The 19,939-nt window shown below is 69.8% G+C and carries 18 protein-coding genes and 1 pseudogene; 9 read left to right on the top strand and 10 right to left on the bottom strand.

Features of this window, described 5'->3' with window-relative positions; translation table 11 throughout:
- Positions 1 to 98: 98 nt before the first annotated feature.
- From CFN17_RS07770 to CFN17_RS07745, 6 genes are all read right to left on the bottom strand, one after another.
- Entirely contained in the window at positions 99 to 632 is a 534-nt protein-coding gene (locus CFN17_RS07770) for a YbhB/YbcL family Raf kinase inhibitor-like protein (RefSeq protein ID WP_208750842.1), read from the bottom strand.
- Between the two features lie 41 nt (positions 633 to 673).
- The gene (locus tag CFN17_RS07765) at positions 674 to 1,633 is read right to left on the bottom strand and encodes a carbohydrate kinase (protein ID WP_208750841.1); all 960 of its coding nucleotides are present in this window, start codon (positions 1,631 to 1,633) and stop codon (positions 674 to 676) included.
- A gap of 101 nt (positions 1,634 to 1,734) precedes the next feature.
- Positions 1,735 to 3,096 carry a rhodanese-like domain-containing protein gene (locus CFN17_RS07760; protein ID WP_208750840.1) on the bottom strand — a complete coding sequence of 454 codons (1,362 nt, stop codon included), beginning with the start codon at positions 3,094 to 3,096 and terminating at the stop codon, positions 1,735 to 1,737.
- A gap of 18 nt (positions 3,097 to 3,114) precedes the next feature.
- Complete coding sequence (locus CFN17_RS07755; protein WP_208750839.1) at positions 3,115 to 3,417, bottom strand: rhodanese-like domain-containing protein; 303 nt, start codon at positions 3,415 to 3,417, stop codon at positions 3,115 to 3,117.
- A gap of 109 nt (positions 3,418 to 3,526) precedes the next feature.
- Positions 3,527 to 4,879: a Na+/H+ antiporter NhaA gene (gene nhaA / locus CFN17_RS07750; RefSeq protein ID WP_208750838.1), complete on the bottom strand. Its 1,353-nt coding sequence runs from the start codon at positions 4,877 to 4,879 to the stop codon at positions 3,527 to 3,529.
- Positions 4,880 to 5,005: 126 nt separating this feature from the next.
- Positions 5,006 to 5,803, bottom strand: a complete 798-nt coding sequence (locus tag CFN17_RS07745; protein ID WP_208751397.1) for an alpha/beta hydrolase — start codon at positions 5,801 to 5,803, stop codon at positions 5,006 to 5,008.
- Positions 5,804 to 5,885: 82 nt separating this feature from the next.
- Here CFN17_RS07745 and CFN17_RS07740 point away from each other — a divergent pair, with 82 nt between their 5' ends.
- On the top strand, positions 5,886 to 6,992 hold the full coding sequence (locus CFN17_RS07740; RefSeq protein WP_208750837.1) for a GTP pyrophosphokinase family protein: 1,107 nt from the start codon (positions 5,886 to 5,888) through the stop codon (positions 6,990 to 6,992).
- Positions 6,993 to 7,171: 179 nt separating this feature from the next.
- Positions 7,172 to 7,465 carry a DUF4287 domain-containing protein gene (locus CFN17_RS07735; RefSeq protein ID WP_208750836.1) on the top strand — a complete coding sequence of 98 codons (294 nt, stop codon included), beginning with the start codon at positions 7,172 to 7,174 and terminating at the stop codon, positions 7,463 to 7,465.
- A 176-nt stretch (positions 7,466 to 7,641) separates the two neighbouring features.
- On the opposite strand, the gene CFN17_RS07730 is transcribed toward CFN17_RS07735, so the two are convergent.
- Positions 7,642 to 9,165 carry a SulP family inorganic anion transporter gene (locus tag CFN17_RS07730; RefSeq protein ID WP_208750835.1) on the bottom strand — a complete coding sequence of 508 codons (1,524 nt, stop codon included), beginning with the start codon at positions 9,163 to 9,165 and terminating at the stop codon, positions 7,642 to 7,644.
- 244 nt (positions 9,166 to 9,409) lie between these two features.
- Here CFN17_RS07730 and CFN17_RS07725 point away from each other — a divergent pair, with 244 nt between their 5' ends.
- A complete protein-coding gene (locus CFN17_RS07725; protein WP_208750834.1) occupies positions 9,410 to 10,420 on the top strand; it encodes a bile acid:sodium symporter family protein in 1,011 nt (336 codons plus the stop codon).
- On the opposite strand, the gene CFN17_RS07720 is transcribed toward CFN17_RS07725, so the two are convergent.
- From CFN17_RS07720 to CFN17_RS07715, 3 genes and pseudogenes are all read right to left on the bottom strand, one after another.
- Positions 10,417 to 11,004 (bottom strand): LacI family DNA-binding transcriptional regulator, encoded by a 588-nt coding sequence (locus CFN17_RS07720; protein WP_208750833.1) that lies wholly within the window; start codon positions 11,002 to 11,004, stop codon positions 10,417 to 10,419. The genes CFN17_RS07725 and CFN17_RS07720 overlap by 4 nt on opposite strands.
- 102 nt (positions 11,005 to 11,106) lie before the next feature.
- Positions 11,107 to 11,622 carry a GNAT family N-acetyltransferase gene (locus tag CFN17_RS19915; protein ID WP_261792448.1) on the bottom strand — a complete coding sequence of 172 codons (516 nt, stop codon included), beginning with the start codon at positions 11,620 to 11,622 and terminating at the stop codon, positions 11,107 to 11,109.
- Positions 11,623 to 11,688: 66 nt separating this feature from the next.
- Positions 11,689 to 13,623: pseudogene (locus CFN17_RS07715) on the bottom strand (FAD/NAD(P)-binding protein); the annotation flags it as partial.
- Positions 13,624 to 13,865: 242 nt separating this feature from the next.
- Here CFN17_RS07715 and CFN17_RS07710 point away from each other — a divergent pair.
- Genes CFN17_RS07710 through CFN17_RS07685 form a run of 6 tightly spaced genes read left to right on the top strand, consistent with a single transcriptional unit; the run spans position 13,866 to position 19,936 of the window.
- Positions 13,866 to 14,921, top strand: a complete 1,056-nt coding sequence (locus CFN17_RS07710; protein ID WP_208750831.1) for an amino acid ABC transporter permease — start codon at positions 13,866 to 13,868, stop codon at positions 14,919 to 14,921.
- Positions 14,918 to 15,742, top strand: a complete 825-nt coding sequence (locus CFN17_RS07705; RefSeq protein ID WP_208750830.1) for an amino acid ABC transporter ATP-binding protein — start codon at positions 14,918 to 14,920, stop codon at positions 15,740 to 15,742. The genes CFN17_RS07710 and CFN17_RS07705 overlap by 4 nt, the downstream gene beginning before the upstream one ends.
- Positions 15,743 to 15,752: 10 nt before the next feature.
- Positions 15,753 to 16,790 (top strand): ABC transporter substrate-binding protein, encoded by a 1,038-nt coding sequence (locus tag CFN17_RS07700; protein WP_208750829.1) that lies wholly within the window; start codon positions 15,753 to 15,755, stop codon positions 16,788 to 16,790.
- Positions 16,787 to 17,905, top strand: a complete 1,119-nt coding sequence (locus CFN17_RS07695; protein WP_208750828.1) for an LLM class flavin-dependent oxidoreductase — start codon at positions 16,787 to 16,789, stop codon at positions 17,903 to 17,905. Before CFN17_RS07700 ends, CFN17_RS07695 begins: the two co-directional genes overlap by 4 nt.
- Positions 17,889 to 18,773, top strand: coding sequence for a DUF1684 domain-containing protein (locus CFN17_RS07690; RefSeq protein WP_208750827.1), 885 nt, complete (start codon positions 17,889 to 17,891; stop codon positions 18,771 to 18,773). Before CFN17_RS07695 ends, CFN17_RS07690 begins: the two co-directional genes overlap by 17 nt.
- Positions 18,770 to 19,936: an LLM class flavin-dependent oxidoreductase gene (locus tag CFN17_RS07685; protein ID WP_208750826.1), complete on the top strand. Its 1,167-nt coding sequence runs from the start codon at positions 18,770 to 18,772 to the stop codon at positions 19,934 to 19,936. The genes CFN17_RS07690 and CFN17_RS07685 overlap by 4 nt, the downstream gene beginning before the upstream one ends.
- Positions 19,937 to 19,939: the final 3 nt, after the last annotated feature.

The raw sequence follows: 19,939 nt of genomic DNA, 5'->3' as shown, positions 1-19,939 counted from the left end.
CGCCGACGTCGCCGGAACGCGCCGGGGTCGCCGGAACGAACCAGCGACCCCGGGCGTTTCCGGCGAACCCGCACGCCGGTGGACGGGGAGGCGGCGGGCTAGTGCTGTTCGTAGTGGCCGGTCAGCCGGGCACGGCCCAGGGTGTGGCTGAACAGGGCAAAGCCGAGGCTTGCGGGGCTGCCGCCCTTGCCGACGTCGAGCTTCTCGACGTCCACGGCGTGGACCACGATCAGGTACCGGTGCGGCCCGTGCCCCTTGGGCGGGGCGGCCCCGACGTAACCGGCGAATCCGGCGTCGTTTTTCAGCTGCCGTGCCCCGGCGGGCAGGGCCGCGCCGTCCCGGGACCCGGCGCCGGCAGGCAGGGAGGTGACGTTGGCGGGGATGTCGAGCACGGCCCAGTGCCAGAATCCGCTGGCCGTCGGGGCATCGGGGTCGAAGACGGTCACCGCGTAGCTCTTGGTGCCGGCCGGGGCGCCGCTCCAGCTCAGCTGCGGGGACTCGTCCTTGCCGCCGGCTCCCATGAGGCCGCTGCGCTGCGCCGGGGGAAGGGTATCGCCGTCGTGGAAGGACTCGCTGCTGACGTCGAACGCGGGGACGCTGGGCAGCGGTGCGTAAGGATCGTGGGCTGTCATGGCTGCCTTTCCTGTGGTGGTTGCGGTTCGGGTGCTGACTGCTAGGCGTTGCCGGTTTCCACGCTACCAAGCTCCATCCGGGCGATCTCCGCGCGCGTGGGCGGGTTGGCGCCGGCGCGGGACACGGTGACGGCGGCCGCGCGGGAAGCGTGGGCGAGGAGATCGCGGAGGCTTTCGGCGGAGAGTTCGCGCAGCGCCTTGCGGTTTTGCGCCCCGTCCAGGCCGAGATCCACCACCCCGGACAGCAGCGCGGCCATGAAGGAATCCCCGGCCCCGACCGTGTCCGCGACCGTCACCGGCGGCGGCGCGATCTGGGCGGAGCCAGCGGCGTTGATGCCCCACGGGCCTTCGCCGCCGCGGGTGACCACCACCATGGCCGGCCCTTCCGAACCGCCCAGGGCCAGCCAGCGGCGGGCCGAGTCCAGCGGGTCCGTGCCGGGGTAGAGCCACTCGAGGTCCTCGTCGGAGGCCTTCACGACGTCGGCGAGTGCGACAAACTTTTCGGCCTGACCGCGCGCATAGTCCGCGTCGGGGATGATGCTGGGCCGGCAGTTGGGGTCAAAGCTGATGGTGGCGGACGGGTGGGCGCGTTCGACGGCGGCCAGCACCTCGGCGGCGCCGGGGGCCAGCATCGTGGCGATGGAGCCCGTGTGCAGCAGTGTCGTGCCCTGCAGGAGGAACGGCAGGCGCGCCGCAAGCCCGGGGAGCTCCCAGGCGAGGTCGAACGTGTAGGTGGCGGCCCCGGCGTCGTCGATCATTGCGGCGGCCACGCTGGTTGGCTGGTCGTCGGCCCCGACCGGGAGCAGCACCGAGCTGGACTTCAGGTGCGCCGCCAGGGCCTCGCCGTAGGCATCCCGGCCGTACCGGCCGATGAACTGGACCGGGTGGTCCAGCCGGGCCAGCCCTACCGCGACGTTGAGGGGGCTGCCGCCGACGTGGGCCTGCACGCCGGAGGAGCGTTGGACGACGTCAACCAGGCCTTCGCCAATAACTGTGAGCATGGTCATACTCTGCCAGAGAATCCGGTCCGTTGCCGTGTGTTGCGGCCCCTGACCGCCCCGCCTGCGGTGGACGTCCTGCGGCAGGGTTCAGGCGGCGGGGTTCAGGCGGCGGCAGTGTCCACGGCGATCCCGGCGGGCCCGGCGTCGGCGAACCTGGCGTCGATGTGGACCACGTCCCGCCCGGCCCGCTGGAGGAGGCTGGCGGCGACCCCGGCCCGGTAGCCGCTAGTGCAGTGCACCCAGAGTTTCCCGGCCGGGAGGTCGTCCAGCCGCAGCAGCAGTTCGTGCAGCGGCATGTTCACCGCGCCCGCCACCCTCGAGGCGGCAAATTCGTCGGCCCGGCGCACATCCAGGACGATGTCGCCGCCGGCCCGGCCGGTCAGCACACCGTCCCAGCCCACGCGGGGGTACGAAGCCAGGGCGGCCTCCGGCGCCAGAGCGTGCGGTTCGGTTCCGACAGCGGCGTCCGGGGATTCGATACCGATCCGGGAGAGGTCGCGGATGGCATTCCCGAGATCCTCGCGGGAACCGACGAGGGTCAGGGATTCACCCCAGGGCAGCACCCAGCCCAGATACGTCGTGAAATTGGAGCCTCTGCCGTACTCGAAGCTGACGCTGCCCTTGAGGTGGCTGCTGGCGAAGGCCACGCGTCGCCGCAGGTCCACCACCCACTCGCCGTCCTCCAGCCGCCGGGTGAGCTCGGCGGCGTCGAGCGACTCGGGCACGGCCAGATCCGCCGGTCCCGGCCCCCGGACGTTGGCCGGGCTCATGTGGGCGTAGTAGGACGGGTGGTCCGTGAGGTTGGCGATCAGCTGGCGGACAAAGTGGTCTTCGTCAGGATCCGTCAGGGCGTGGTTGGCGGCGAGTTGCTCGCCGATGGTGGAGGACACGGCGCCGGTGGCCGGCCCGGAGGAGCAGAACGATCCGAACCCGTGGGTCGGGAACAGCCCGGCGTCGTGACCGGCCTCCGCTACCAGGCGCCGCACGGAGGCGTACTGGTCGCGGGTCAGGCCGACGGTATCGGCCTCGGAAACGAGGTCGGTGCGGCCGACCGATCCGTACAACAGGCTGCCGCCGGAGAAGACAGCCTGCTTGCCGCCGTCGTCCACGATGTACGACATATGGGTGTGCGTGTGGCCGGGTGTGGCGACCGCCTTGACGGTCAACGAGCCCACCCGGAACGCCTGCCCGTCGGTGACGGGGGTGCGCTCGAACTGCACGGGATCGGCGGCGTTCACGAGGTAGCTGGCGCCGTGGGCGCGGGCCAGGATGAGGCCGCCGGTGATGTAGTCATTGTGCAGGTGCGTCTCCGCCACATGCGTGATGGTGACGCCGGCGTCGCGGGCGGCCGCTTCGATGCGGTCCGTGTCGCGCTGCGGGTCGATCGCCAGCGCGACGGTGCCGTCGTGGACCAGGTAGCTGCGGTCCCCGAGCTGCCTGGTCTCGATGACAATGACTTCCATGGCCCCTCCCGGGAGTGTTTAGCCCCGGTTGACGGGGTGTCCCTCATCCTGCCACTGCATGATTCCGCCGGTGACGTTGACGGCGTCGTAGCCCCGGTCTTCCAGGAAGGCGGTGGCTTGGGCGCTGCGGCCGCCGGCGGCGCACATGACGTAGACGGTGCCGCTGGCCGGAACCTCGTCGAGGGACTGCACAAACCGCGAGAGCGGGACGCTCCGGGCACCGGGGACGCGGACCGTTGCGTATTCGTCGTCCTCGCGGACATCGACGATTTCGGTGGCGTCGCCCAGGGCGGCCAGGTCCTTGACGGAAATGCTCTTCATGCCTGTTCCTTTCGGGGGCGCCGGACGTCCCGGCGCGCGTGTTCCAGCAGCACTATGATACCCCTTGGGGTATGATTCGCGGTCCGGCCCCCACGGCCCGGTCACCAACCTAGTCTGCCGCACGGCCTTGCTGGTAGACGTCCGGGATGCCGTCGTGGTCTGAATCGATTTTTTCTTCCGCTTCCGCCCGGCGGTAATGAGTGTTGCGGGTCCGGAGCACCGCCGTCGCGAGCAATGCCGCGAGCACGGAGGCCGCAAGGATCCCCACCTTGGCGTGGTCCTCATGAGCGGTGCCGGACCCGAAGCTCAGTTCGGCGACCAGCAGCGACACCGTGAAGCCGATGCCGGCCAGGACGGACAGGCCGAAGACGTCCACCCACTTGAAAGAGCCGTCCAGCCGGGCCCGGGTGGTTTTGGTGATGAGCCACGTGGTGCCGAGGATCCCGGCCGGCTTCCCGAGCACGAGGGCAAAGACGATGCCCACCGCGACGGGATCGGTCAGGGCGGCACCGAGGCCCTGCAGGCCGCCGATGGCGACCCCGGCGGAAAAGAAGGCGAAGACCGGAACGGCGATGCCGGCGGAGATCGGGCGGAACCGGTGTTCGAAGATCTCCGCGAGGCCGGGTCCGGCCTCGGGGCCGCCGCTGGCCCGGGACCGGAGCACGGGGACGGCGAAGCCGAGCAGGACCCCTGCGACGGTGGCGTGGATGCCCGACGCGTGGACGAGCGCCCACGTGGCGGCGCCGAGGGGCAGCAGGATCAGCCAGGCGGCCGCGGCGTGCGTGCCGAAGAAGCGCCGGTACTTCTGCACCAGGAACGTGTAGAGGCCCAGCGGGAGCAGCGCGAGCAGGAGCGGCACGAGATGGAGTTCGCTGGTGTAGAACACGGCGATGATGGTGATGGCCAGGAGGTCATCGACGACGGCGAGGGTGAGCAGGAAGATGCGCAGCGCGCTGGGCAGGTGGGACCCGATGATCGCCAGCACCGCGACCGCGAACGCGATGTCAGTGGCTGTGGGGATCGCCCAGCCCCGCAGGTTCTCGGGCGCCGCGAGGTTGACAGCCGCGTAGATGAGCGCGGGAACGGCCACGCCGCCCACGGCCGCGGCCACGGGAACCACGGATTTGCTGGGCTGCCGGAGGTCCCCGGCGACGAACTCGCGCTTGAGTTCGAGCCCGACGAGGAAGAAGAAGATGGCCAGCAGGCCGTCAGCGGCCCAGGCCCCGAGGCTCAGGTCCAGATGCCAGGGTGCGTAGCCGATGGTGAAGTCGCGCAGCGCGAAGTAGCTCGCCGACGCCGGCGAGTTGGCCCAGATGAGGGCCACCACCGCCGCGGCAACCAGCAGTGCGCCGCCGACGGTTTCCTTGCGGAGGATCTCGCCGATCCGCAGGGCTTCGGCGTAGCTGCCGCGGCCGAAAATGGTCAGGCGGGGCGGTGCGGGGTGCGGGGGAAGCTCGCTCATGGAATCCTCAAAGTGGGGTCGACGGAACTATGCCGACCAGACTTCCCGGCGCACCTGGGCTCCAGTCTATTCGCTTTCAGCGGCCGGGGGCACGCCGCCCCGGCCGGCCCCGCGGCGGCGGAGACGTCAGCCGAGCAGCTGCTGTACCAGCTCGCGGCATTTGCGGTAGGCGGGCGCCTTCGGGTCGATGAGGGCAAAGTGGTCGCCGGGCACCCTGAGCAGTTGCACGGGTGCCCCCGCCGCTTTCGCCGCCCCGGCATAGGTCTCGGACTGGCTGAACGGCACTGTGTCGTCCTCAGTACCGTGGACGGCATAGACGGGCACGTCCAGCGGCACGGCGGTCATCGGGTCAGCATATTTATGCCGTTTGGGGTATCTCTCCGATGAGCCGCCAAGGAAGTTGCTCACGGCGCCGTTGCTGAGGTTGAGCCGCTCGGCGGCGGCAAGGTTGAGCACCCCGGACTGGCTGACGACACCGGTGAGCCGCACCGCGCCGTCGTCCTCGCCCCGGCGGACCAGCTGGCGGTCGGCGTCGGGGGCGCCGAGTCCGGCGAGCCGGCTGCGGCCCGCCGCCCAGACCGCAAGGTGACCCCCGGCCGAATGGCCCAGGGCCACCACCCGTTCCAGGCCGAGCCCGTGTTCGTCGGCGACCTCGCCGAGCTTGTCGATGCCGGCCAGGACGTCGGCAAACGTATTGGGCCAGCCGCCGCCGTTGCCTGCCCGCCGGTACTCCAGGTTCCAGGCGGCCATGCCGTGCGCCGCGAAGTCCTTTGCCAGCGGCTCCCCGAGTTCCGCGCCGTACTGTGACCGCCAGTACCCGCCATGGATCACCACCACAATCCCCCTGGGCGCGGCCACATCCGGGAGGAAGAGTTCGCCCCACTGACTGGGGTCCTCACCGTAGTGGTACTTGTGCCTCTTCACAGCCATGGATTGAGCCTACAGCGGGCGCCGGCCGCGAGCGGGCTTGCGGGCCGGTGTCGGTGGTGCGCCGTAAGCTGGACGCATGGCGAGCAACTGGGACCGTTTGGACCTGAGCCTGCGCGAATCGGTGCAGGAGAACGTGGAACTCTACGAGCGGGTCCGGCCTGCCCTGAAGCTGGTCACCCGGGAGGTCCTGCTCAACCTGCGGACCATGCTCAAGGAAACCGAAGTCACGCCGTTGTTCGTCACCGGCCGCACCAAGACTGTCGAGTCCTTCCGCGAAAAGATCTCCCGCACGGAAGAACCGCTGGAGCCGGGCGGGCCGCCTGTGCTGAAGTTTCCGGACCCCTTCCGGACCCTTAACGACATGGTCGGGGTCCGTGTCATCACCACTCTGCCGGCGGAGAACGCCGTCGTGGCCAATTTGATCAAGCGCCAGCGCCAGCTTTTTGACTGCCGCGGGGACCGGGAGAAGGACATCGGCTCGATCGAGTCCGGCACCTACGGCTACTCCAGCCGGCACCTGATCCTGCGGACCATCCAGAACGAGGCCGTCAAGGACTACCAGCAGGTCTTCAACCCGGAGATCCCGCCCAACGGCAGCTATTTCTTCGAATGCCAGATCCGCACGGTGTTCGCCCACGCCTGGAGCGAGATCGAGCACGACATCCGCTTCAAGGCCGAGGACCCCCGGGCCTGGACCCCGCACTTCGACCGCCAGTTCACCGCCACGGCCGCCATGCTGGAGACCGTGGAGACGGCGTTCTCGGACCTCCACGAGCGTTACGAGGAAGTCCGCAGCTACTGGGACATGGACGGGGAGGGCGCCGCGCCGCTGACGCCGAACCGGATCCGCGACGTCTGGCGGACCCTGCTGCCGCACGTGGACCGGAAAGTCGACGACGACTGGGGCTGGGCTGCCGAGCTCATGGCCGCCCACGGCCTCAACCAGACGATGCAGCTCGCGGGGCTGCTCAGCGCCAACCGGATCACCGACGTCCGCAAGGCTTTGGACCACCGCTACTCCCCCGGTCCGGACCGGCTGCTCGATGACCTGCTGCTGTGGCAGTACGGCACCGAACACATCGAGCTCACCGCCGAGCCCGCCGACGCCGTTCCCCATCCGAGGCGCGACAGCCTCCTGCGGCGGCTGAGGCAGATCGAACGGTACCGCCTGACCCAGGGCTAGGCTCCGGGGACCTGGCCGCGGCGGTGCCGAAGTCGCCGGAAACCCGTGGGGTCGCCGTTGCCTCCCTTCCGGCGATCTGGACGCGTTCCGGCGAACTCGGGCCGGACGTGCACTGGCGCCGGGCCGGTTGCACTCCCTAGAGTGGCCCCGGAATGTCCGGCCCGCCGAAAGGAACCCGCATGTCGTTTCAGGCCTATCTCGACACCATCGAAGACAAAACCGGGCTCACGCCCCGCCAACTGCTTGAAATCGCCCGGGACAAGGGCTTCGCCGAGCCCTCCGTCAAAGCCGGAACCATTCTGGAGTGGCTCAAGGAGGACTACGGACTGGGCCGCGGCCACGGCATGGCCCTGGTGCACGTCATAAAGAACGGCCCGCAGATCGACGCCAAGCATGTCGGCTCCGACGGCGTGCACCGCGACGAGTCGGACATGCTCTGGCTCGACGGGAAGGCCACCAAACCGGCGTCGTAAGGATCCCGACGCGCCGCCGTGAGCTCCGCCGCGCCATCTCCCCACCTTCGACGGCACCTGGCCATGAATCGCCGGCGATGTAGCACGCCACGCACGACGCGGCCTTCATAAGCGGGGAAATTCCGGCAGCGCGGGCCGGTGTAGGGACCGTCCGGACCGCCGGCCAGGTGTGGGGGCTAGTGCCCGGCGCCCAGTTTGCCGGCGAGCCTCTCGCGCATCAGGAGGCTCGCCTCGTTGAGGCCCACGACGTCGACGCTCTTGCCGTGGTGCCGGTACTTCCGGGTGATGGCGTCCAGCGTGGCGACGGTGGACGCGTCCCAAAGGTGGGAATCGTGCATGTCGATGACCACGCGGTCAGGGTCCAGGGCGTACTCAAACTGGGTGTAGAGGTCATTCGAGGAGGCGAAGAACAGCTCGCCGTCGACCTTGTACGTGACGAGCGTTCCGCCGTCGTCCGCGGTCACGGTGCGCCGCACCGCAACGAAGTGCGCCACCCGGCGGGCGAACAGGACCATGGCCACCAGGACGCCGACGCCGACGCCGATCGCCAGGTTGTGCGTGGCGACGGTGACGGCCACGGTGGCGACCATGACAGCGGTTTCGCTTTTGGGCAGGGCCTTCAGGGTGGCCGGCCGGATGCTGTGCCAGTCGAAGGTCGCGATGCAGACGAAGATCATGATGGCCACCAGGGCGGCCATGGGGATCAGGGACACTACACCGCCCAGGGCCACCACGAGGATGAGCAGGAAGACACCGGCCAGGAAGGTGGAGATCCGTGTGCGCGCGCCGGATGCCTTGACGTTGATCATGGTCTGGCCAATCATGGCGCAGCCGCCCATCCCGCCGAAGAAGCCGGTGACGATGTTCGCCACGCCCTGGCCCCAGGCCTCGCGCGTCTTGGAGGAACGGGTGTCCGTGATGTCGTCGACAAGCTTGGCAGTCATCAGCGATTCGAGCAGCCCCACGAAGGCCATAGCCAGCGCGTAGGGAAAGAGCACCTGCAGCGTTTCGAGGTTAAGCGGCACATTCGGAAAGAAGAGCACGGGAAGCGAGTCCGGCAGTGCACCCTTGTCCCCGACAGTGGGGACGTCGACGCCGGCCAGCACGGTCACGACGGTCAGGACCACGATTGCGATGAGCGGGGCGGGTACGGCGCTGGTCAGCCGGGGCAGCCCGACAACGATCAGCAGGCCTGCCGCCGTCAGCGGATAGACCGGCCAGGGGACGCCGGTCAGCTCGGGCATTTGGGCCAGGAAGACCAGAATGGCCAGGGCGTTGACGAACCCCACCATGACGGACCGGGGAATGAAGCGCATCAGCTTCGCCACCCCGGACAGGCCCAGAATGATCTGGAAAATGCCGGCGAGGATCACCGCCGCCACGAGATAGTCCAGCCCGTGGGACTTCACCAGCGGCGCGATCACCAGGGCGACGGCGCCGGTGGCGGCCGAAATCATCGCCGGCCGGCCGCCGACGAAGGAGATGGTCACGGCCATGGTGAAGGCGGCGAAGAGCCCGATCCGCGGATCCACGCCGGCGATGACCGAGAAGGCGATCGCCTCCGGAATCAGGGCCAGGCCAACGACGAGCCCGCCGAAGACCTCGTTCTTGAGCCGGCGCGGGGAGCGCAGGGCACCCCGGACGGACTGCAGCTGCTCGGGAGTGGGGGCCGGGGCGGGCCCGGCGGACGTGGCGGTCATCGCCGGCTCCGTTCATGATCAGGTGGGTGCTCAAGAGGGCGTACGAGCGCCTCCGGATGCTTGAAAAATGGGGCGCCGCGCCGCGCCGAAGGAGAGGGGAGCCGCCGCGTCGGGGCGCTCACCGCATCAACCCTATCCAAGTCGCCGATCGCACAAGGCGGGCCCCCGCCAAAAATCTGACATATTCATCCGACACGCGGTCATGAAGTGGCCGGTCCGCGGACACCGGTGGCACCATTCATAGATGCTTGAGGCAACTAAAACTCCGACCACGGCCGGGGACACAGGCACCGCTGCCGCCGTCCCGGCCAACCCCGCCCTCGCCGCCGAGGCAAAGATCGCCCGGATCGCGGTGACGATCTTCCCGATCCTCGTTGTGGTGGCCGGGCTCGCCGGATTCCTGCTCCCCGGGGCCTTCAGGCCCCTGGCACCCACCGTGCCGTTCCTGCTCGGCATCATCATGTTCTGCATGGGCCTGACCCTGACTCCGCCCGACTTCGCCTCGGTGGCCAAGCGCCCGTGGGCGGTGGCCCTGGGAATCGTGGCCCACTACGTCATCATGCCGGGGGCCGGGTGGCTGATCGCGGCCGCCCTGCACCTCGAGCCGGAGCTGGCCGTGGGCCTGATCCTGGTCGGCTGCGCGCCGTCGGGCACTGCCTCGAACGTCATGGCGTTCCTGGCCAAGGGCGACGTGGCCCTGTCCGTGGCCGTGGCGTCCGTGTCCACCCTGATCGCCCCGATCGTGACGCCGCTGCTGGTGCTGTTCCTGGCCGGCTCCTATCTGAGCATCGACGCCGGCGGCATGGTCCAGGACATCGTCAAGACCGTCCTGCTGCCCGTCATTGCCGGCCTGCTCGCCCGCCTGTTCCTCAAGAGGGTCGTGGCCAAGGTCCTGCCGGCACTGCCGTGGGCTTCCGCCGCGGTGATTTCCCTGATCGTGGCGATCGTGGTGGCCGGCAGCGCGAGCAAGATTGTCGCCGCGGGCGGCATCGTGTTCCTCGCGGTGGTGCTGCACAACGGATTCGGCCTGGGCCTGGGCTACCTGGCCGGCAAGCTGGGGCGACTGGACGGCAAGGCCCGCCGCGCGCTGGCTTTTGAGGTCGGGATGCAGAATTCCGGCCTGGCCGCGACCCTCGCCACGGCGCACTTCGGCGCGCTGGCGGCCCTGCCGTCCGCCGTGTTCTCCCTCTGGCACAACATCTCCGGCGCGGTCGTCGCCGCGTGGCTGGCCCGGCGCCCGCTGCGGGACGCCTAAACCCGCAGCCGGCCCAGCAGCGCCGCGGCTGCGCGCCGGGCCACGACCTCCGGGCCGTCAGTTCCGGCGGTCACGACGTCGTACTCCGCCGGAACGCCGGAGCCGGCAGCAGGGCCGCCGGCTCCGGCGTCGTCCGTAATCAGGACCTGGGCGACGCCGCGGCCGGCGAGTTCGGCCATAACGGCGGCGTCTTCGGCGGTCGCGGCTACGCCCAGCCGGATGACGCCGTCGGCGCCGCCGGAGAGCATGTACTGCCGCCAGCCCCCGCCCAGCAGGATGACCGCCTGGTATCCGTGCTCGGGCAGGATCGCGGCCAGCACGGTCGCAAGTGCCCTGTCCAAGGGCTGTTCGAGGTCCGCCACAGCCACGGCCACCAGTTCCGTCCGGCCCCGCCGCATCCCGCGGGCGGCGCGGTTGGCCACGTAGCCAAGGTCCCGGACCGCGGCGTGCACACGGTCCTGGGTGGCCTGGCTGATCCGGGTAGTGCCGCCGGACCGGCCGGAAAGCACGTAGGACACGGTGGTCAGGGACACCCCGGCTGTTACCGCGACATCACGGATGGTGGGCTTGGCTCCATGCCGCACTGATGACTCCCGTTGCTTCCCCACCGCGGTTTAGCGGCGGGTCCCTAAAATCCCGTCCCGGGGGATTCCCCTGAGTGAACTTTAGCCCGAAGCAACGCGGGGTCAGATATCGCCCATCCCGGGGCCCCTGACCGGCGCTAAGTGACCCCGCGTTGCTGTTTGGGCGGGGAGGTCCTTGGTGAAGGCCAGGGCTCCGATGGTCTCGGGATCCGCGGAGAGATCGAACTGGGCCGCGTAGCCGGTGCTGAGGTAGAGGTGCTTGGCTTCGGGCTGCCGGGGGCCGGTGGTCAGGTAGACCTGCCGGTAGCCGCGGCGGGCGGCCAGCGCCTCCAGCTCGGCCAGGACGAACCGGGCGAGCCCGCGGCGGCGATGCGCCGAATGCGTCCAGATCCGCTTGAATTCGGCGGTCTGCGGGCCGTGCCGGCGGAACGCGCCGCCCGCCACGGATTGGCCGTTCTCCCGCACAATGAGCAGGGCCCCGCCCGGTCCGGCGAATTCCCCGGCCGGGTAGCGGTTCAGTTCCTCCGCGGCGGCTCCCCGGCCGAAGAGGTTGCCGTACCGGGTGTCGTATTCGACCGCGAGCTCGTCCAGGAGCGGCCGGACCCGGGGATCGCCCATGGGCAGGCTCAGGACCGTCAGGCCCGAGGTGTCCAGGGGGCGCGCGGGCACGGCAGGGGTCTGCCGCGGTGCGGGGGCGAGCAGGGTGAGGATGCGACGGGCGAGGGCGTCGTTCTCGCGGAAGGGCGCGGCGTTGGTGCCGGGCCGGGCGAAGGCGCCCGCGCCCCAGCCGGAGGTCCCGGGTCCGACGCCGAACAGCCGCTCACGCCGTTCCCCCACCGGGCTGATGAGCTCGTTGCGGGAGGACACCAGGAGCCGCCCCGTCGAGTGGGTGCCGTCCGCGGTCAGGAGCTGCTGCTCGGTGCCGAGCCCCGAGGTGTGCAGCTGGCGCAGCAGCGGGTTGGCGGAGCGTGCCACCGACGGCGCCGGGAGCCGGGCTTCGATCAGTGCTGCGGCGGAGACGGTGATGCCGGACCGGGCGGAGGCGGCAACGAACCGGCCGGAGTACTCCGCGGCGGTGATTTCCAGCCCGGGGCCGATGAAGTGCAGCAGCCCGGCCTGGTGGATCGCCAGCATCTCCCGCAGCCGGCGCGGCGGCGGCCCCGAGTCGACGAAGCTGAAGAAGCCGTGCCACCATTCCTGCACCTCACGCTGGGACCGGGCATTCAGCCGCTCGGACGGCACCAGGCGGCCGAGGTCCATGTAGGACTTGAGCAGCGAGGTGAACAGGGCCAGTGTCTCCGAATGGTCCGGTCCGGTCCGCAGTTCCAGGTCGCGGCGGATGTGTCCGGCCACCGCGGCCTGGACATCGGCGTGGCCGGCGAAGATCCGGCCGGCCAAGGGGTGGTCCAGCCGTTCGAAGTCCAGGTGGAGCTCCGGGTCCGGGACGGACTCGCCGACCAGCCGCCGGCGGTCCTCGTTGTACCAGTCCACGGCGCAGAAGCGGGCGGCGAATTCCTCCCAGCCGGTCCGGACCCGCTCCGGGTAGCCGGTGAACAGCTCACGGTAGTACGCGTAGCCGGCGTCCTTGGCGATCAGGGGCCACAGCTGGGCACGGAAATCCAGCTCGCCGGATGCCTCCAGCAGCGCGTCGACGGCGCCGGCGGTGAAGAACGCCGGCTCCCCCGCGGCGTCGCCGCGCAGAGTGGAGGAAATCTTGGAGTGGTACGGCACGCCGCGGCGGGACCCGGCCCACAGCCGCGGTTCGGCGCCGGAGGGCAGGTAACGCAGGCCGCCGTCGGGCAGTTCCTCGAACCGGCCGCCGCGGCCCTCCATGAGCAGCACCAGCAGGTCCACGAACGCCAGGCCCATGCCGGAGACAATCACGTCCTGCCCGGCGGCGATCGGTGAGTAGTCGACGTCGGTGGTGTAGCTGGGCGCGGCGTGGAACCCGCCGTGCCGGGCGGCAAAATCCGCCCACGCGGCGGACGCGCTGTCAGGCAGTGAATCGGTGTGGCCCAGGGAGGCCACCACGACGTCGGCGTGCAGCACCGTGCCGCCGGCGAGCCGCACGCGGTACCCGCCCGGGCCGGGGCCTCCGTCCACGGTTTCAGCCTCTGCGGGTTCGACGGCGACAGGTTCGACGGCGACAGCCGTGTCCCGGTGCACAGTCACCGTGGTATCCGGTCCGAGGGAAGCAACAGCCCGGCGGAAGAACCACTCGAGGTAGACGCTTTGCAGCTGCCGGGTGGGGAACGTGGCGCCGGTCAGGGACCGCAGCTGGTCTTCCAGGTGCCGCGGGAGGTCCGGCACGTCCGTGATGGACCCGTCCAGGACCCCGGCCGCCCAGTCGGACAGGGCCGGCCCCGCGGCGGCGGGTCCCTCGCACTGGACAGAGGCGTCCGTGAACATCGTGACGTCCGCCGCGGTGGAATTGAGCATGAGCCCGGCGTCCTGTTCATAGCGCCAGATCCGGCCGGATCCGGGAGTGTGCGGCTCCACGACGTGAACCTGGAGCGTGCCGTGGACGAGTTCCTGCCGGTTGGCGGCAAGGCGTTCCAGCACCCCGGCCGTACGCGGGCCGCCGCCGATGAGGACCAGGGACGGGGTTTTCGCTGGCATGGGGGCCTCCTGGGTCGGGTTCGGAGCCCTCATGCTAGGCAGCGTCAACCGGGCCGGTCGAGGCGCCGGTCACGGCCGTTCACCCCGCGTAACGGGGCGCAAATCAGCGCAATAAATCGTCGTGTGACGCCGTGCGAACCCGCGTGAACGCGTGCAACTTTGCGCCTTGCCGGGCGTTTTGGGGCCGCCCTAGATTGGCAGCCAACCGAACCCCACACCAACTGGAAGAACTGAGGTGGCGCATGAGTTCAACAGCAACCCCGGTGGCGCAGTCCGCCCCGGAGCCGGCGTCCCCCGGCACCGGAACCACACCTGACACCACGCCGGACCCGGCACCCGGAAACACGGCACCCGACACCACAGCCGCCGCGAACTACGCCGACTACCGGCTGGTCCCGGCCCGCCACCCGTGGCGCTGGGTGGGCACGGCGGTGGTCGCCCTCGGCGTCGCCGGGATCGCCTGGTCCCTGGTCACCAACCCGCGCTGGGAGTGGGGCGTGGTGGCGCAGTGGTTCACCGCGCAGTCGATCGTGAACGGGCTCGTCGAGACGCTCAAGCTGACCGCGATCTCCGGCGCGCTCGGGTTCATCCTCGGGTTCATCCTGGCCCTGATGCGGCTCTCCGCGTCCCCGCTGCTGGTCTCCGTCTCGTGGACGTTCTCCTGGATCTTCCGGTCCACGCCGCTGCTGGTGCAGATGCTGCTTTGGTACAACCTGGGCTACCTGTACGAGAAGATCAGTCTGGGCATCCCCTTCACGGACATCCGCTTCTTCGAGGCGCAGACCACCACCCTGATCAGCCAGTTCGCCGCGGCGGTCCTCGGCCTGACCCTCAACCAGGCCGCCTATTCGGCCGAGATCATCCGCGGCGGCATCCTCTCCGTGGACCAGGGCCAGCTCGAGGCCGCGGCCGCACTGGGCATCCCGGCGTGGCGGCGCTCCACCAGGATCGTCCTGCCGCAGGCCATGCGCGCCATCCTGCCCACGGCCTTTAACGAGGTCATCGGCCTGGTCAAGGGCACCTCGATCGTCTACGTCCTGGCGTACTCCGAGCTCTTCTACACCGTCCAGGTCATCTACAACCGGACCCAGCAGGTCCTGCCGCTGCTGCTCGTGGCCACCCTCTGGTACGTGGTCATCACCTCGGTCCTGAGCATCTTCCAGTACTACATCGAACGGCACTACTCCAAGGGAGCGGTCCGCACCCTGCCGCTGACCCCGCTGCAGAAGGCCCGCAGATTCCTCGCCACCCATGCACCCGCGCCCAGGGAAACCACCCGGAAAGGGGGCACCCGATGAGCACCGCCGTCCGTGAACCAGTCACCGGCCCCGCCGCCCCCACCCGCGGGCTCGTGGAAATCACCAGGGTCCGCAAATCCTTCGGCGCCACGGAAGTCCTCGAGGACGTCTCGCTGACCGTCGAGCCCGGCGGCGTCGCCGTCATCGTCGGCCCCTCCGGGTCCGGCAAATCCACCCTGCTGCGCACCATCAACCACCTGGAGAAGGTCGACGGCGGGTTCATCGCCATCGACGGGACGCTGGTGGGCTATGAGGTCCGCGGCACCAGGCTCCACGAACTGCGCGAAAAGGACATCCTGAAGCAGCGCACCGAAATCGGAATGGTGTTCCAGAACTTTAACCTGTTCCCGCACCTCACCGCGCTGGAAAACGTCACCGAGGCCCCCGTCGTCGCCCAGGGCAGGTCCAAAGCGCAGGCCCGCGAGCGCGGCCTCGAACTGCTGGACCGGGTGGGCCTCAAAGACCGCGCCGGCGCCTACCCCCGCCAGCTCTCCGGCGGCCAGCAGCAGCGCGTCGCCATCGCCCGCGCCCTGGCCCTGGACCCCAAGATCCTGCTCTTCGACGAACCCACGTCCGCCCTCGACCCGGAACTGGTCAACGAGGTCCTGGACGTCATCCGCGAACTCGCCACGTCCGGCACCACCCTGATCATCGTCACCCACGAGATGGGCTTCGCCCGCGACGTCGCGGACACGGTGGTGTTCATGGACCAGGGCCGGATCATCGAGCAAGGCGCACCCCAGGACATCTTCAGCAACCCGCGCGAGGAACGCACCCGGAGCTTTCTCTCCAAGGTGATCGAACCCGCCTTCAACATCTAAGGAACATCGCATGGCACTTTCCACTCCCCGCCCCGCCACTCGTCCCCGGCGGAAGCAGGCGGCGCTGCCCGCCGTCGTCGTCATCGGAGCGCTGTCCGGCACGCTGGCGCTGAGCGCCTGCTCCGATCCCGGCGCCTCCGCGGCGTCCGGCGCGCAGCCGGCCACGACGGCGGCCCGCAACGGCGTCGTATACAACACCTCCCCGGACCAGCAGCGCATCCGCACAGCCAAGGACGCGGCTCTCGCCGCGGAGGTCCCCTCGCCGATCAGCAAGGACGGCAAGCTCACCGTCGCGACCACGGCGGGCGCCATTCCGCTGTCCTTCCACGCCACCGACGACAAGACCCCGATCGGCGTCGAGGTGGACCTCGCCCAGCTGGTCGCGGACAAGCTGGGACTCGACCTGGACGTCCAGGTCACCTCCTGGGAGAACTGGCCGCTGAAGACCCAGTCCGGCGACTTCGAGGCCGTCTTCTCCAACGTGGGGATCAACGCGGCCCGGGTGAAGCTCTTCGATTTCTCCAGCTACCGCGCCGCGTACATGGGCTTCGAAGCCAAGAAGAGTTCCAACTACAACATCAAGGGCTCCGACGACATCTCCGGGCTGAAGATCTCCGTGGGCTCGGGCACCAACCAGGAAAAGATCCTGATCGCGTGGAACAAGGAACTGGAGGCCAAGGGCAAAGCGCCCGCGGCGCTGCAGTACTACTCCTCCGATGCGGACACCATCCTGGCCCTGTCCTCCGGCCGCACAGACCTGAACCTGGCGCCCTACCCGTCCGTGACCTACCGGGAAAACACCCGCGACGACCTCAAGGTGGTGGGCAAGGTCAACGCCGGCTGGCCGTCCGAAACCCTCGTCGCAGCCACCACGCTCAAGGGCAACGGGCTGGCCCCGGCCATCACGGACGCCCTGAACTCGGCCATCAAGGACGGCTCCTACGCCAAGGTCCTTCAGCGCTGGGGACTCTCCGAGGAAGCCCTCCCCGAGTCCAAGACCGTCACCGAGGCCAACTTCGGAAACGGCCCAGCAGGGAAAACACAATGAGGTTCCAAGTCCTCGACATCATCCCGCACCTGAAGAACCCGGTCACCGGGGAGATCGTGTCCACCGCGGACCGGCTCAACCAGGTCGTCGAGACGGCCCGCCGGGCCGAGGACCTCGGCTTCGACAGCTTCTCGGTCGGGGAACGCCACGCGGGGGAATTCATCTCCTCCTCCCCCACCACGGTGCTGGCCGCGATCGCCGCGGTGACGTCCAGCATCCGGCTGCAGAGCGGGGTGACCGTACTCTCCGTTCTGGACCCGGTGCGGGTCGCGGAGGACTACGCCACGATCGACCAGCTGAGCCGTGGCCGGCTGGAACTGGTGATCGGCAAGGGCAACGAGGTGCTGCAGTACTCGTTGTTCGGCCTGGACCTCGCGGACCAGTGGGAGCTCCTCGCCGAGAAGTACGGGCTGCTGCGCCGGCTCTGGACCGAGGAGAACGTCACGTGGTCCGGGAAGTTCCGCCCGGCGCTGACCGAGCCCGTCACTACGACGCCGCGGCCCTTCGCCGGCGCGCCGCGGGTGTGGCACGGGTCCGCGACCTCACTGACCTCGGCGGCGCTGGCGGCACAGTGGGGCGATCCGCTGTTCACTGCCAACGCGATCCAGCCGCGCGAGAACTACAAGGTGCTGATCGACCACTACCGCGAGGAATACGAACGCCACGGCCACGATCCCCGGCAGCAGTACCTGGGCTCGGGTTCCGGTGCGGGCGGGGTGTTCATCGCGGACACCACGCAGGAGGCCAAGCGGCAGTTCGGGCCGGTCTATGAGGCCCTCACGACGGGCCGGAATGTCCCCGGCAACAACTCCCCGTACCGGGACATCGACCACGCCGTCGCGGAGGGGCCGGCTCTGGTGGGCAGCCCGGAGCAGGTGATCGACAAGATCCTCAGCTACCACGCGCTCTACGGCCACGATCTCCAGTCGATCTCGCTGCCCACCACACTGCCGTTCAGCCAGCAGCTGGACATCCTGGAACGGTTCGCCCTCGGGGTCATCCCGGCCGTCCGGGCCGCCGCGCCCACCACGCTCTGGTCCGCCGGGGACCCCTTTGCGGGGCGCCCGGAGGCAGACCACAACACCCACAGGAGCTCCCATGCCTTCACACACTGAAACATCTGCCCACGAGGGCCGCGAAACCAGCACGGACTCCGCCGCGTTCGGCGCCGCCTGGACGGACTGGCACGCCGCGCACGAACGTCACCGCGCCGATCCCCACGGCTTCCTCGCCGTCACCCACCTGCACTGGCTGGATGCCGCGCCCGCCCGCCTGGACGGTGCGCCGGGCACGTGGAGCGTGGAGAACGACGCCGTCCGTCTGGTTTTGGCGGCGGGCGAACGCGTCCTGCGCGACGGGCAGGACCTGAACCCGGACGGCACCGGAGCGGCCGTGATCCTGGGCCCGATCGCCGAGCGCGAAGGCCTGGACCTGCGCGTGGAAGACGCGGGTGCCGGGCACACCGTGATCGAGGTCGCCAAGCGCGGCGGCCGCTATGTGGTGCGGCCGCGGCATCCGCTGAATCCGCTGCTCGCCGGCTACCGCGGCACGCCGGCCTACTCCCCCGACCCCGCATATTCCGTTTCGGGAATATTCGTTCCGTTCGCCGAACCACGCGCCACCACGGTGGGTGCGGCGGTCGAAGGCATCCAGCACGTCTATGAGGCACCCGGGGAGATCCGCTTCCGGCTGCATGGCCAGGACCTGAGTCTCACGGCCTTCAACGGCCACGCACCGGGCACGCTGTCGGTCCTCTTCACGGACGGGACGTCGGGCAAGACCACCTACGCAGCCAACCGCTCGCTCATCGTGCCGGCACCGGACGCCGACGGGACGGTCCTGCTCGACTTCAACCGGGCGGTCAACCTGCCGTGTGCCTACACCGACCTCGCCACTTGCCCGCTCCCGCCGGCAGAAAACCGCCTGCCGGTGGCTATCGAGGCCGGCGAACAGATCCCCTACGAACGTCAGGACGCATCATGAGCACCCTTCCCCTCCCTGCAGCTTCACGCGGCCGTGGCCTCCTGCTGCTGGAACTCGACGGCGCCGGCAGCCACCCGGCCGCGTCGCGGGCATCCCGTACGGCGCCCCCCGCGGCGCCGTCCGCGGACCGCCTGCGCGGCGCCGTGCTGGCCGCCGAATCCGCCGGGTTCCACGCCGCGACGTTTGCCGATCCCGGCCTGCCGGACTATTCTGCGCCGGTCTCCGCCGAACCGGCAGCGGCACCCCGGCTGAACGCGCTGCAACGCGCCGCGTTCGCCGGTCCTGTGACACGATCGCTGGCCCTGATCCCGGAAGTGGACACCGTCTACACCGAGCCGTTCCACATTGCGACCCAGCTCGCCAGCCTGGACTACGTCTCCGGCGGCCGCGCCGGCTGGCTCGTTGCCGCGTCGGCGAGCGCGGCCGATGCCGCCGCCGTGGGACGCGAACCCGTGCACGGGCAGCGTCTTTCCCGGGAGGCTGCCGATTCGATCGAGGTGGGCCGCCGGCTCTGGGATTCTTGGGAGGACGACGCCGTGATCCGCGACGTCGCCACCGGCCGTTACCTCGACGTCGACAAGCTGCACTACGCGGATTTCGAGGGCGAAAACTATTCGGTCAAGGGTCCGTCCATCATTCCGCGGCCGCTGCAAGGCCAGCTGCCCGTGCTCGTCCCCGCCGGGCTCCTGGACCGGGAGGCCCTCGCAGCCGGGGCGGCCGACGCGCTTCTCGTCTCGGCCCCGACGCCGGAGCTCCTGGCCGCCGAAATCGCGGAGACACGGGCGGCCCTGGCCGGCATCGGACGCGAGCCCGCGCTCATTGCCGAGCTCGACGTCGTTCTGGACTCCCGCGGGCAGACCGCGGTGGCGAGGCTGGATGCACTGAACAGCCTCGCCGCGTGGCAGAGCCCGCGCGCCCGGTTTGTCGGCACGGCGGCCGAGCTCACCGAACTGCTCGCCGGGGTCCTGACGCTGGCCGACGGCGTCCGCCTGCACCCCGCCGTGCTGGAGACGGATCTCGAGGAGCTCTCACGCCTGGTCCTGCCGGAACTGCGCCGCCGCCAACTCCTGGCCCCCGTCAGCCAGGACACGACCCTCCGTGAGCAGCTCGGACTGTCCCGGCCCGCCAGCCGCTACGCCGCCGCAACCGCCGCCGACAACTAAGGA

It is taken from the genome of Arthrobacter sp. PM3 (assembly GCF_003352915.1).
GTDB lineage: Bacteria > Actinomycetota > Actinomycetes > Actinomycetales > Micrococcaceae > Arthrobacter.
Note: the sequence above shows the minus strand (reverse complement) of the source record. Positions and strands in the feature narration are given on the sequence as shown.